This window comes from Thiomonas sp. (genome assembly GCF_054608695.1).
In genome coordinates this window covers 22,113-35,285 of sequence record NZ_JBTRXV010000041.1, presented here as the reverse complement: position 1 = coordinate 35,285, position 13,173 = coordinate 22,113, and the positions used below count along the sequence as shown (strand labels likewise).

Annotated in this window: 8 protein-coding genes; 3 read left to right on the top strand and 5 right to left on the bottom strand. The window is 68.0% G+C overall.

Features of this window, described 5'->3' with window-relative positions; genetic code table 11:
• Window positions 1–99: 99 nt before the first annotated feature.
• From ACYCUK_RS13830 to ACYCUK_RS13815, 4 genes are all read right to left on the bottom strand, one after another.
• A complete protein-coding gene (locus tag ACYCUK_RS13830; protein WP_461595297.1) occupies window positions 100–546 on the bottom strand; it encodes a universal stress protein in 447 nt (148 codons plus the stop codon).
• A 117-nt stretch (window positions 547–663) separates the two neighbouring features.
• A complete protein-coding gene (locus tag ACYCUK_RS13825) occupies window positions 664–900 on the bottom strand; it encodes a hypothetical protein (protein WP_461595296.1) in 237 nt (78 codons plus the stop codon).
• Between the two features lie 58 nt (window positions 901–958).
• Window positions 959–1,405 (bottom strand): RNA polymerase-binding protein DksA, encoded by a 447-nt coding sequence (gene dksA, locus ACYCUK_RS13820; RefSeq protein WP_461595295.1) that lies wholly within the window; start codon window positions 1,403–1,405, stop codon window positions 959–961.
• 83 nt (window positions 1,406–1,488) lie between these two features.
• Window positions 1,489–2,079, bottom strand: coding sequence for a ferritin-like domain-containing protein (locus ACYCUK_RS13815; RefSeq protein WP_461595294.1), 591 nt, complete (start codon window positions 2,077–2,079; stop codon window positions 1,489–1,491).
• A gap of 506 nt (window positions 2,080–2,585) precedes the next feature.
• Here ACYCUK_RS13815 and ACYCUK_RS13810 point away from each other — a divergent pair.
• The 3 genes from ACYCUK_RS13810 to ACYCUK_RS13800 all read left to right on the top strand — a co-directional run bounded on the left by ACYCUK_RS13810 (window position 2,586) and on the right by ACYCUK_RS13800 (window position 4,375).
• A complete protein-coding gene (locus ACYCUK_RS13810; RefSeq protein ID WP_461595293.1) occupies window positions 2,586–2,981 on the top strand; it encodes a hypothetical protein in 396 nt (131 codons plus the stop codon).
• Between the two features lie 47 nt (window positions 2,982–3,028).
• Window positions 3,029–4,060: a diguanylate cyclase domain-containing protein gene (locus ACYCUK_RS13805; protein ID WP_461595292.1), complete on the top strand. Its 1,032-nt coding sequence runs from the start codon at window positions 3,029–3,031 to the stop codon at window positions 4,058–4,060.
• Window positions 4,061–4,219: 159 nt separating this feature from the next.
• Entirely contained in the window at window positions 4,220–4,375 is a 156-nt protein-coding gene (locus ACYCUK_RS13800; RefSeq protein ID WP_461595291.1) for a DUF3096 domain-containing protein, read from the top strand.
• A 66-nt stretch (window positions 4,376–4,441) separates the two neighbouring features.
• On the opposite strand, the gene ACYCUK_RS13795 is transcribed toward ACYCUK_RS13800, so the two are convergent.
• Complete coding sequence (locus ACYCUK_RS13795) at window positions 4,442–13,171, bottom strand: GH36-type glycosyl hydrolase domain-containing protein (protein WP_461595290.1); 8,730 nt, start codon at window positions 13,169–13,171, stop codon at window positions 4,442–4,444.
• Window positions 13,172–13,173 lie beyond the last annotated feature (2 nt).

The following is a 13,173-nucleotide window of genomic DNA, read 5'->3' as shown; positions in this document are numbered from 1 at the left end:
GGATGGTGTTTGGGTTGGTGGATGAGGCGTTGGCGGCTTGGCCGCGACGCACGGGTGCGCAGCGCCCCTGCCGCCAGGCGCGGGCCATGGCCGCCGGCCTCAGGCCGCTGGCACTTCGCCCAGCTGCACGTTGAGCACGGGAATGGCGCACAGGCGCTCCACGCCAGCCGCCACGCTGGGCTGCAGCAGGTGGTAAAGGCCGCTGTGCCCATGGCTGCCGAACACGATCAGGTCGGCGCCCCAGGCCTGCGCGTCGGCCGTGATGACAGCGGCAATGTCGGTGGCCTCGGGGCTGGTCTCGGCGATGGCGGTGCTGGCTTGCAGGCCGGCATCCGTGGCGCTTTGCATCCAGCCATCGAGCATCAGCCGGGCATCGTTGCTCATCACTTCGATCATGTTGGGGACGGAACCCATGAAACTGTTGAAGTCGATGACGACCAGAAAACGCACGGCGGCCGCATGCTCGCGCGCCAGGCCGATGGCGTGTGCCGCCGCAGCCTGCGCCGTGTCGCTGGCGTCGAGGGGTATGAGTATTTTGGTGGTCATGGTTGGTGTGCGCTGCGCGCCGGTGTCGAGTCTGTGTGCATCGTAGGAGTCTGAGCCTGGGGCGTGCCTGTTTCCGAATCGGCCCGCGCCCTCGGCGGGCCCCGACCAGCGCGAGGCCTACCAGCGCAAAGACTGGTTCATGCTGCCGGCATGCACCTGAATGCTCCGCGTCTGCCCATGGTGGGTGCCCATCACGGTGTACGTGCCCGCTGGCAACTTGACGTAGCACAGCGGCCCGCTGGCCGTGAAGCTGGCCACGGTCTTGGCCACACCCATGAGCCATGGTGCACTGGCGCCGATGAAAGCCAGCGTCAGAAGGGCTTTGCGCGCCGTGACGGCATGCGGCTTGACCATGATGGATGGCTCCAGGTTGGGGCTCACCTGCGGGGCGACGTGCACGGGCCTTGCACGCTCATGCATGGCCGCGCACGGGCCGGCGGTTGCGGGTCGATTCGCGCAAGGCCTGCTCGTCCAGGGAAAGCGTCGCGGTGGGGCGTGCCATCAGTCGGGCGAAGCCGATGGGCTCGCCGGACTCCTCGCACAGGCCATAGCTGCCATCGTGAATCCGCACCAGCGCCTGGTCGATGGCGTGCAGATGCCTGCGCTCGCGGTCACGCACCCGCAGTTCGAGCGCATGGTCCTCTTCCAGCGAGGCGCGGTCAGACGGGTCGGGAGTCGGCTCGAACTCCTGCAGATGGCTGGTGGTCTCGTGCGCCGACTGCAACAAGGCCTCGCGCTCACGCAGCAGCAGTGCCTTGAAAAACACCAATTGCTCGGCCGTGAGGGGTTGATCAGCCGTCTGCGGCAGCGGCTTGATGCGCCGGATGGAAGCCGTGACTGAAACTTGTCGATGCATCATGATGGACCTCGATCTTGTCGAAATGCGGGCGTGAAAAACGAGATGGACTGGGCACGCGTCGCGCAGCTTTCTGGTCGGACGCTTCAGTCTGCCAGCCAGTCCTTGAGTTCCTCGGCGTGCTCTTGCTCGTTGCTCAGGATGTCTTCCACCAGGCGCCTGGTGGTCGAGTCCTTGTCGCCGATGAGCGTGATGATCTGGCTGTAGGTTTCGATGGCCACGCGTTCGGCCACGAGGTTCGCGCGGATCATGGCCTTCAGGTCGAGCGCGTCGTTGTAGGCCGCATGGCTGCGCGCGGCGAGCGAATCCGGCGAGAAGTCGGGCTGGCCGCCCAGCTGCACGATGCGCTCGGCCAAGCGGTCGGCATGGCCCTGTTCTTCCTGGGCATGGACCAGGAACTCTTCGGCAATCTTGGGCGAAGCCAGCCCCTGCGCGGTGAAGTGGTGACGCTTGTAGCGCAGCACGCAAACCAGCTCGGTGGCGAGCGAGTCGTTGAGCAACTGGATGATGTCTTGGCTCCACGGGCCGTAGTGCGGCGTCATGGCGCCCTGGCTGAGGCTGTTCCTCGCGGCATCGATGGCTGCGGTGTTCAGCTTCAGACGGCTGTTGCTGGCTGCGGTTTCGGGCTTGGCTTTGACTTTGAGCTTCGGCTTGGTGCTTTTGGTCTTGGTGCTCATCGGGACGTTCCTTTCGAAGGCATGGACGGCGGACGACGCCACACGGCGCGTACACGCCGTGTGGCGCGCGATGCGAGCGCCCGGCCGGCAGGCTTCGACCGAAACCTGCGACTGGCATCAGCCCGGCGAAGCGGTCACCGCAGTCGTCTCAGCTTCTGCAGACTAGGCCTCCAGGGTGCTCACGTCTGTGCGCCAGCGCACAGTGTCTGGGCATGCGCTGGCGTGGCGTGATCTCGATAGCTCGGGTCGCGCCGGCACCGATGCCGAGCGCGCCGGCCAATGTTCGCTAACGCACGGACACATCGCCCCCCGAATGACTAGGCTGAAATCCGTCGATGTTCAACTTGCGGCGTCGCCTAGCCTCGTGGCCGTGAGCCAAGCTCAAGCCAGATCGAATGACGAGCCACCTCATGCAGGCCCCAAGGCCTGTGTGAAGTGCTCAAGGCTGGGATGTCACGACAACGCCCAGTTCCACTATCGCCCAGCACCCATCAGCCCGACATCCCATGGACAACTTCGTGCAAAGCCAGCCTGCAGTGGCGCACTCCCCCAGTGCGATGCGCGATGGCGCCGATGCCGCATCGGCCGCGCAGTCCGTCATTTCGACCTGGGAAGACATCAACGCCGCGCTGTGCCCCATCCTGGGTCAACAGGGCGTCGCCGCCCTGTTCTCACGCAGCTTGCTGCTCACCAGCGCCGCCTACCCCTGGTTGATGCGTGTGCAGGCCGACACGTTGACACACCCGGACCTGGCCTTGCTGCGAACCGTGCTCCAGCAGCAAAGCCGCGACAGCGCGGTCGCCGGAGGAGGGGCGCTGCTGCATACGTATTACGAATTGCTGGACAGCCTGCTCGGGCCAGCGCTCACCGAGCGCCTGCTGGGCACCGCGGTCGCCCACTGATGGGCGCCGTGCTGCGCCAAACCGCGCGTCGAGGTGAACAGCCCATAATGAATGCTCACGAAGGCCGGTTCAACAACGGGCATGCCAACCCACTGATCGAGGCCAACCAGCAATTGGTCCTGGCGATGCTGCGCGCCCAGGGCGACCTGGCGCTGGCCGTCAAGGCGCTGGACCTGGTGTCGCGCACCGCTGAGCGCGACACCCTCACCGAACTGCCCAACCGCACGCTGTTTCTCGGCCGGTTCATGCAGGCCATCACCCACGCCCACCGGAACGGCGGCCATATCGCGCTGTTGTTCCTGGATCTGGACCATTTCAAAATGATCAATGACACCCATGGCCATCTCGTGGGTGACAGGGTTCTGAAGCGAACCGCGAACTGCCTGGTCTCGGCGGTTCGCGAGGCCGACACGGTGAGTCGTCACGGCGGCGATGAATTCCTCATTCTGCTGACCGACATCACGCATGCGTCCGACGCCGCCGCGGCGGCCAGAAAAATCATTGCCGCACTGGCCCAGGCGGCCTTTCTCGGTGACGGCCTGCCGAATCTGACCGCCAGCATCGGCATCAGCGTCTATCCCGAAGACGGTGAAGACGCCGACACGCTCATCCACCATGCCGACATGGCGATGTATCGCATCAAAAAGCAGATGCGAGGCCATTTCGTCTTTCATGCCGACCCGGTTCTTGGGGTCACCAAGATGGATGCGCCAATGCCGCCCCCACCGCAGGTGCATCACAGCCACGCGCCTTGGGAGTACGCGGATCACGGATTGCACCACGAGCAGTTGCGCCTGGCCAACCAGCAGCTCGTGTCCGCCGCGTCCAGCGCCGAGCAGTTGCGCATCGCCACGGATCGGGCGCAGCGGCGCCAAACAGAATTCCTCACCACCCTGGCGCAACAGCTTGGCGAGTCGCTGGCGCTCATCCGGGAGGCGGCCGCGATGTTGCATCCGTCCCAGCCCGAGCTGCCGGATCTCGCGCAGGTTCGCGCCATGCTCGAACGGCGCCTTGACCATGCCAGCCAGTTGCTCGAAAATTTTCAGGATATGCAACGGCTCTATTCGAGAAAGCCCTGAATCCAAGCCTGGCGCTCGCTTGGCTCGCCCTGCGCAAGCGCGCGTCAAACCGGCGACCGCTCCACCGAACGACGTTCGCCAGCGCACAGACCGCAGCCGTACAGCGAGCTAACGTGCTGCGGACGCAAGTGCACTCCGCCACAGCGGCAAGGACTCATCATGAACCTTCACCTCAGCATTGGCCCGGTCGTCTCCCTGATTGCCGGTGTCCTGATTCTCGCCATCCCACGGTTGCTGAACTACATCGTGGCCATCTACCTGATCGTCATCGGGCTCATCGGCATCTTCGGCGCCAGCGGCTTGTCGCTGCATTGAACAGCCAGGCAGCAGGCCTGCTGCCTCGGCGGCCCCTGTCTCGGCGGCCACTGTCTCTCGGCAGCTTCAGTGTGCTTGACCGATGCGGGGCCGCAGACGAATCTCGACCCGGTGTTCCCGGCCATCTTCGAGCAGGGCGATGCCGGACTCGGCTTGCACCTCGCCGTCGAGGACGATGCGTGCAGCAACTTCCGGCGTTCCCATCGTGGCCTCGGCCTGTGTGGCGCGGATGCGATAGAGCGCGCTGCCGTGACGGTAATCCAGCTCGAAGGAACGCCAGCCAGCGGGCATGACCGGGGCGATGCGCAGGCGCTCGCCCTCGCGGCGCAGGCCGAGCAGCGACTCCACGATCAGCCGGTACATCCAGCCCGCCGAGCCGGTGTACCAGCTCCAGCCGCCACGGCCCACATGCGGCGGGGCGGCATACACGTCGGCCGCCATCACATAGGGCTCGACCTTGTAGATGCCGATGTCGGCGGCGCTGCGGGCGTGGTTCACCGGGTTGATCATGCCGAGCAGTTCCCAGGCGCGGGCGCTGTCGCCCAGTTCGGCAAAGGCCATCGCCGCCCACACCGCGGCGTGCGTGTACTGGCCGCCGTTTTCGCGCACGCCGGGCACATAGCCCTTGATGTAGCCGGGATCGAGCGCGGAGACGTCGAACGGCGGGGCCAGCAATTGCACCAGCCCGGCGTCGCGCCGCACCAGGCGCTGGTCGAGCGCATCCATGGCCTGGCGCTGGCGGTCCGCGCCGGCGGCGCCGGACAGCACCGACCAGCTCTGCGCGATCGAGTCGATCTGGCATTCCGCGCCGCCGGCCGAACCCAGCGGCGTGCCGTCGTCGAAGTAGGCGCGCCGGTACCAGGCGCCGTCCCAGCCGTGCTGGTCGAGGCTGGCGCGCAGCGCGGCGGCAGTGGCCTCGCAGCGCGCCGCGAATGCGGGGTCGTCGCGCCCATGCGCCAGCGGGACGAAGCGCAGCAGCACCTCGTGCAGAAAGAAACCGAGCCAGACGCTTTCCCCACGGCCCTGGTCGCCGACCCGGTTCATGCCGTCGTTCCAGTCGCCCGTGCCCATCAGCGGCAACCCGTGCGCGCCGCGCGGCATGCTGTGCTCGATGGCGCGCACGCAATGCTGGTACAGGGTCTCGCGCCGTTCCGAGCGCGTCGGCCGGTCGTAATAGGCCTCTTCATCGGGGCCGACGCCGCGGCCTTCCAGGTAATGCGCGGACTCGCCGAGCACGCTGTGGTCGCCGGTGATCTGCACATAGCGGCTGGCGGCCAGCGGCAGCCACAGGTAATCGTCGGAGCAGCGCGTGCGCACGCCGCGGTCCAGCGGCGGATGCCACCAGTGCTGCACGTCGCCCTCGCTGAACTGGTGCGCCGCGCACAGCAGCAGGTGCTGGCGCACGACGTCGGGCTGGGCGTGGATCATCGCCATGGTGTCCTGCAGCTGGTCACGAAAACCGATGGCGCCGCCCGACTGGTAGTAGCCGCTGCGCGCCAGATAGCGGCAGGCGATCACCTGGTACATCAGCCAGCCGTTGACCAGGACGTCGACGGCCGGGTCGGGCGTGCGCACCTGCACCGCGCCCAGCGTGGTGCGCCAGTGTTTGCGCACGGCGTCGAGCGTGGTGGCTGCAGTGCCCAGGCCGCGACAGCGCTGCACCAGCTCGCTGGCCGCCTTGGCGCTAGCGGCCACGCCCAGGCGGAAGATGATTTCGCGCGTGTCGCCGGCGCCCAGGTCGAAGGGGATTTGCATCGCCGCGCAAGGGTCCAGCCCGGCGCCCACCTGACCCGACAGGCGCGCGTTCGCCATCGCCGCCGGGGCGCGCAGGCTGCCGTTGCGGCCAAGAAATTCGCTGCGGTCGCCGCTGACGCTGCGCGCCGGGTTGTCGACATCGAAGAACGCCACGCGACCGGCGAATTCCGTGTTGTAGGCATTGCGCGCGAACAGGGCGCCTGTGACCGGATCGGACTCGGACACCACGTGCATGGCGGTCTTGTCGCGCAGGTCGCCGAGCACCCATTCGACATAACCGGTGGCCGACAGCCGGCGCGCCCGCCCGGAGGCATTGCGCACCTTCAGCACCGAGAATTTGACCGCCGCATCCAGCGCCACGTACACCCACAGCTCGGTGCTGATGCCGTCTTCGCTGTGCTCGAACACGCTGTAGCCGAAGCCGTGGCGGGTGCGGTAGGCCCCTTCGCCGCGACGCGGCCAGGGCGTGGGCGACCAGTGGTGGCCGGTTTCCTCGTCGCGCAGGTACAGGGCTTCGCCGCTGGCGTCGGTGACCGGGTCGTTGTGCCAGGGCGTGAGGCGGAACTCGTGCGCGTTCTCGCCCCAGGTGTAGGCGCTGCCGCTCTCGGAGACCACCGTGCCGAACTGGGCATTGGCCAGCACGTTCGCCCACGGCGCCGGCGTGGTCTGCCCGGCGGCCAGGGTGATCACATACTCGCGGCCATCGGCGCTGAAACCGCCGTAGGGATTGCCCAGCAGCAGGGTTTCGGCGGGTGCGTCCACGGACGCGTCGCCCGGGTGCTTCGGCTCCGCCGGCCGCGTGCGGGTCGCAACGAAAGCTTCGGGCTGCTTCAGCAGGCGCCGGCGCCCGACCTGCTCGGCCAGCGTGCCGCGAGCGTCGGTCAGCACCACGCGCGCGGCGGACTGCACCAGGACGCGGTCCTCGCTGGAGATCTGCTGCGCAGGTCGCACGAAGATGCCGCCGGGACGGTCGATCAGGCTGGCTTCGATACCGGACGCGATCAGCCCCATGATCAGATCCTGCAGCTGCTGGCGGTAACCGGCGTGGTCCTCGTTCCAGATCACCAGATCCACCGCCAATCCCTTCAGGCGCCAGTAGGCATGCGCCTGCACCAGTTGCCGCACCAGCTCGATATTGGCCGGGTCGGCGATGTGCAGCAGCACGATGGGCAGGTCGCCGGAGATGGCCTGCCCCCACAGCCCGGACTGCCCGCGCCGGTTGGCGCGCAGGATGCCGGCCTCGGCGCGCAGCGAGGCGTGGGCGTAGAGCAGGCACGCGGCCAGTTCCTCGTAGAGCTGCGCGTCCGCCTGGCTGGCGTTGAGCTGACGCAGCATCACCTGGCTGTGGGTCCAGGCCAGGTCGAACACGCGGTCGGCCAGGTGCCGGTCGCGGTATTTCTCGATCAGGTGCATGCAGGCCTCGCGGCTGTCGCCGACGCCGGTGACCAGATCCACCAGCGCCGACTGCTCGGGGTCGAGGGTGATGCGGCAGCGAATGGCGACGATCGGGTCGAGCACCGAGCCTTCGCTGTTCGAGAGGCTGCGGTGGCGTTGGCTGAAGCTCCCCATGGCCAGGGGGTCGGCCACGCTGCGGCCGCGGCCGATGAAGCGGGCGCGATCGGTCTCGTACGAGATTTCGTCGATGTGGGCATCGTGCACCGCCAGCAGATGGCACATCCACGGCACCGGCTCGGTGCTGGAGCGCGGGCGCCGCGAGCAGACGATGGCCTGCAGCGGCCGCACCAGCTCGGTCTGCACGAACAGTTTGCTGAACGCCGGATGCAGCGCATCGGCCAGCGCCGGGGCCAGCACCACCTCGGCATAGCTGGTGATCTCGATGGTGCGCCGGGCGCGGCTGCGGTTGGTCACGCGCATGCGCCGCAGCTCGATGTCGTCTTCCGGCGACACCACGATTTCGGTGTGCGTGTCGAAGTCGTTCGCGCGCACGCGGAACTCGGCGCGGGCGTCGGAAAAAATCGCCTCGTAGGCCATGGGTTTCGCCGGCGTGGCTTGCGGCGTGGGCTGATGCGCGCCGGACCAGAACTCGCCACTGTCGGCATCGCGCAAATAACAGAACGTGCCCCAGTTGTCGCTGCTGATGTCTTCGCGCCAGCGCGTCACCGCCATGCCGCGGTAGCGGCTGTAGCCACCGCCCGCGCTGCTCACCATGACGTGGTAGCGGCCGTTCGACAGCAGCTGCACGGCGGGCCGCGCGCGGTCGGGGTCGGTGAGGATGCGCAGGCTGGTTTCGGCCGCGCGGGCCAGCGCCTGCGGCGCCAGCGCGGCGGAGGCATGGCGGTACTCGGCAGCGGTTTTGGGAACCCGCTCCTGCAGCAGCAGCAGGGTGGCGCGCAGGCTGGGGTCGGACTCGAAACGCCGCTGCATCGGCCGCTGCTGCAACAGATGGTCGAGCGCCAGCAGGCTCATGCCCTGGTGATGCGCCATGAACGAACGCACCACCGCCGCGCTTTGCCCGCGCTGCAGGCGCGCCGGTGTGTAGTCCACCGCCTCGTAAAGCCCATAGCGCCCTTCCACGCCGGCCGCGGCCAGGCGCTGCAGATTGGCGCAGGCGGCGGCGGGCGCCACCATCAACGCCAGCGCGCAGGCATAGGGCGCCACCACCCGCTCTTCGCTCAGCCCGCGCTTGAGCCCCAGTCCGGGCACGCCAAAGGCGCGGTACTGGTAATTGAAGTGCGTGTCCTGGGTGTTGTAGCCGGACTCGGAAACACCCCAGGGCAGGCCCAGTTGTTCGCCGTATTCGATTTGACGCGCCACCGCCGCGCGGCAGGTCTGGTCGAGCAGCGTGCCGGCGTAATTCGGCATCACCAGCATGGGCATGAGGTACTCGAACATCGAGCCGGACCACGACAGCAGCACCGGCTCGCCGCCGCTGGTGGTGAGCAGGCGGCCGAGCGCGAACCAGCTGTCCTGCGGCAATTGCTCCTGCGCGATGGCGACGAAGTTGGTGAGCCGCGCTTCCGAGGCCAGCAGGTCGTAGAAGCCGGCGTCGAGCCGGCGCTCGTCGGCGTTGTAGCCAATGCACAGCAGGTCGCGCTCGGTGTCGTAGAGAAAGCCGTAGTCCATCTGCGCCAGCGCCCCGGCCTGCTGCGCCAGCTGCTCGATGGTCTGGATCAGCGCGGCGGCATGCCGCCGCGCGGCGTGGGCTGCGCCCGACGCATCGCCTCCGGCATCGCTGGCCTTGCCCGCTGGCGCGGACTGCACGCCGGCGCTCGCCAACTGGCGCAGCGTGGGAAATGCGTGCTGCCCGGTGTGTTCCGCCGGGGATGTCCACGCCGCGACCGGCTGCAGCGTGGCGCTGACATCGCGGCATTGCTCGCGCAGCGCCTGCAGCCAGAAGGCGGTCTCGCTGGCTTGTTGGGCATCGGGCGATGCCGGAGGCGATGCGGCGTCGAGCGCGACGGCCTCGATCTCATCCAGCAGGCGCTGCAGGCAGGTGGCGGCGGCGGCCAGGGTCTGCGGCGGCTGGGCGCGCGCGCCGTCCAGTGCGCTGCGAAACGCATCCAGCGCGGCGGCATCGCCATGGCTGGCGCGCGCGGCCTCGCGCAGCAAGGCCAGGGTATCGTCCAATCCGTGCAGCAGGCCTGCGTCGAACAGCGGCGCGTCGATCAGCGCCAGCAGCCCCGGGCGCAAGGTCAGCAGGTGGCCGGCCAGATTGCCGCTGTCCACGGTGGAGATGTAGCGCGGCGCCAGTGGCTGCAGGTTGAGCGTGTCGTACCAGTTGTAGAAATGACCGCGGTAGCGCGGCAGGCCCTGCATGGTTTGCAAGGCCTGGCCGGTGCGCTGCAGCAGCCGCCCGATGCCGAGGTAGCCGAAGTCATGGGCCGCCAGATTCGCCAGCAGCGCCAGCCCCATATTGGTGGGCGAGGTGCGGTGCGCGATGACCGGCGCGGGCTGCTCCTGGAAATTGTCGGGCGGCAGCCAGTGATCCTGCGCGCCGACATGGGCCTCGAAAAAGGCCCAGGTCTTGCGCGCCAGCCGGCGCAGAAAGCGCAGTGCCTGCGGTGTCGGCGCGAACGCCACTGTGGTCAAGGGCTGGCTGATGCGCCAGGCGATGGCTGGCGACGCCAGCCACAGCAGCAGCAAGGGCGCGGCAACGAGCAGCGCGCCCGGCCGCTGCAACGCCAGCGCCAGTGCCGTCAGCAGCGCCAGGGCCGGCCCCACCGCCATCGACTTGAACAGTCCGGCCAACGTGTCGCCGCTGCCGCGCTCGACCTCCTGGGACGGGTTCCACTGCAGCAGCCTGCGCCGCGTCACCGCCATGCGCCCCAGTGTGCGCAACACCGCGCCCATGCTGTACAGCGCCTCGTGCGGCAGCCACGCCAGCTTCAACAGCACTTGCGCAGCCTGCGCGCCGCTGCTGCGCAGCGCGGCGCGCAGATGCTGGTCAAGCAGCACGTCGCGCGGCTTCTGGAACAGGTCAAGCTGCACGGCCAGCAGCGGCGGCACGAACACCACGGCCAGCACCGCCACGGTCCATGCCGCCACTTGCGCCATGGCGAACCAGCCGAGCAGCAGCAAGGCCAGCAGCGCGGCGGGCACCAGGCTGCGGCGCAGGTTGTCCAGGATTTTCCAGCGCGACAGCGCGGACAGCGGATTGCGCGCGCGCCTGCGGCCCGGCGTGCGCACCCACGGCAGCAGCCACGGCAGCAGCTGCCAGTCGCCGCGAATCCAGCGGTGGCGACGGCTGACATCGGCGCTGTAGCGTGACGGATAGTCCTCGTACAACTGCACGTCGCTGATCAGGCCCGAGCGCGCGAAGCAGCCCTCCACCAGATCGTGGCTGAGGATGCTGTTCTCGGCGAAGCGGCCGTCGGTGGCCTGCTCGAAGGCATCGACGTCGTAAATGCCCTTGCCGATGAACGAGCCTTCGCCGAACAGATCCTGATAGAGGTCGGACACGGCGCGCGTGTAGGGGTCGATGCCGGCGTCGCTGCCGAACAGTTGCGCATAGACCGAGCGCGCCGCGCTGGGCAGGCTGATGCCGACGCGCGGCTGGAGAATGGCGTGGCCCGCGATGACGCACTGCGTGGCGGCGTCAACCACAGGGCGATTGAGCGGATGCGCCATGGCGCCGATGAACTGGCGCGCGGCATCGCGCGGCAACTGCGTGTCGGTATCCAGGGTGATGACGTACTTGACCTCGGACAACACCTCGGTGCGGCCGACGATCAGCAAAAAACGCGCGGGCCCGGCGCCGCGCAGCAAGCCGTTGAGCTCGGCCAGCTTGCCACGCTTGCGCTCGTAACCCATCCATAACTTGTCGGCCGCGTTCCAGCGGCGTGGCCGGTGCAGCAGAAAAAAGCGGTCGGCCTGGTCATCGGGGTGGCTGGCATTGAGGGCATCGATGCGTTGCCTGGCCTGCAGCAACAGCGCCGCATCCGACTCCAGCACCTCGCTGGGCGCATCGGCGAAATCGGTGAGCAGTGCAAAGTGCAAGTGCGCATCGCGGTTGGCCAGGAATCGCACTTCCAGCGCATCCGCCAATGCGTCCACGTCCTGCGCGCGGGTCAGCATGGCCGGAATCACCACCAGCGTGCGGACCTGCGGCGGCAGGCCCTTGGAAAAATCCAGCCGCGGCAGCATGTGCGGCAGCACCACGATGGACACCAGCCAATTCACCAGACTGATGGCCAGCTGGCTGCTGATCAGGATCACCGGCACGGCAATCAGCGCCCATACCAACCCTTGCCAGCCCTGCCAGCCATGGCGCAGCACGGCCTGCAACAGCGGCTGCGCCAGCAAGGCCAGCAGCACCACGATCGAGCCCAGGTACAGGGTCAGTGGCGCGCGCTGCGCCACTCGTTTGAGGGCTGTGACAGCCGTGTCGCGCGCGTCGACGCGCCGCTCCAGCGCCGCCAGACCCTGATCGACGAGGTAGTAGCCCACATGGCTTCGCACCGCCCGCTGTGCGGTGTCGTCTGCGATGTCGCGTGCGGCACTGTGCGCGCTGCCGCCGGCCAAGTCGATGGCTGCGCGCGCCACCTCGCATTCGCTGCGGGTGCTGCGCCGCGCCAGACTTTCCACCACATGGCGGTAGTGATCGCGCGTGACGAAATCCATCGCCGCATAAACCCCGGACGGATCCCGCCGCAGCGCCTGCTCGACGTGGCTCATGGACTCGACGAACGTGCGCCAGTCCATGCTGGTGAGCATGCGCAGACTGCCGATGCTGTTGCCGATCGTCACCTGGTCGGCGGCCTGCTGCTGCGCCTCCAGTTGCACCAGTCGCTCGATGCCGAGGCCGGATTCGGACAGGGTCTGCTCGATCCAGGTCAGCGCCAGCGCCAGCGCCGGGCCTTGCCCTTGCAGCCGCCGCGTCAGTTCGGCAACGAACGAGCTGGTCATCGGCGGATTCGAGCGCGCCATGTCCGCCACCGCGAGCACCACGCTCTTGGGATCGCTCTCGGCAATCATGGTCATGCGGTCGGCCCAAAGCCCCGCGAGGTTGCGATCGTTCCATTCCTCCATGACACGCACGGCGACGCGGCGCAGGTTCTCGATCAGGCCCAGCCGCAGCATGATCGGAATCGCCCACAGCTCGCCCAGCTTGAGCGGCGTCACCGTCTGGTACGCCGCCACGAAGCGGCGCAGGCTCTCGCCGTCCACGCGGGCATCGCCGTGGGTGATGGTTTCCAGGGCGATGTCATAGACCCGTGGCAACTTGGCCGACGGGCCGTCGAGCAGTCGCGGCAGCTCGCGGCTGTAGCCCTTGGGCAAGTCGCGCTGCGCCGTGCGAATCTGCTCCTCGATCAGGTAATCGTTGTCGAGCAGCCATTCCGCCGCCGGCGTGATGCGGTGGCCCGCACCGACGGCCTGCGTCAGCCTTTCGCTGGCCTGCGCCAGCATGGCTTCGTTATCGGCCAAGCGCGCCAGCAGGGCATTGGCCAACGTTCGTTCCGACGCGCGGTGCCTGTTGGCCAGCACCACGCCATAATGCTCCATCTGGTCGGCGCTCAGCAACTCCGAGCGCAGCGCGGGTTCGCCCACCAGGGCGGGGCGCGAAACATCGAGGCGAAACAATT

Bases quoted from the DNA above. Each gene is read 5' to 3' on its own strand.
- ACYCUK_RS13830 (WP_461595297.1), bottom strand. From the start codon at position 546: ATGACCACCAAAATACTCATACCCCTCGACGCCAGCGACACGGCGCAG.
- ACYCUK_RS13805 (WP_461595292.1), top strand. From the start codon at position 3,029: ATGAATGCTCACGAAGGCCGGTTCAACAACGGGCATGCCAACCCACTG.
- ACYCUK_RS13800 (WP_461595291.1), top strand. From the start codon at position 4,220: ATGAACCTTCACCTCAGCATTGGCCCGGTCGTCTCCCTGATTGCCGGT.
- ACYCUK_RS13810 (WP_461595293.1), top strand. From the start codon at position 2,586: ATGGACAACTTCGTGCAAAGCCAGCCTGCAGTGGCGCACTCCCCCAGT.
- ACYCUK_RS13825 (WP_461595296.1), bottom strand. From the start codon at position 900: ATGGTCAAGCCGCATGCCGTCACGGCGCGCAAAGCCCTTCTGACGCTG.
- dksA (WP_461595295.1), bottom strand. From the start codon at position 1,405: ATGATGCATCGACAAGTTTCAGTCACGGCTTCCATCCGGCGCATCAAG.
- ACYCUK_RS13815 (WP_461595294.1), bottom strand. From the start codon at position 2,079: ATGAGCACCAAGACCAAAAGCACCAAGCCGAAGCTCAAAGTCAAAGCC.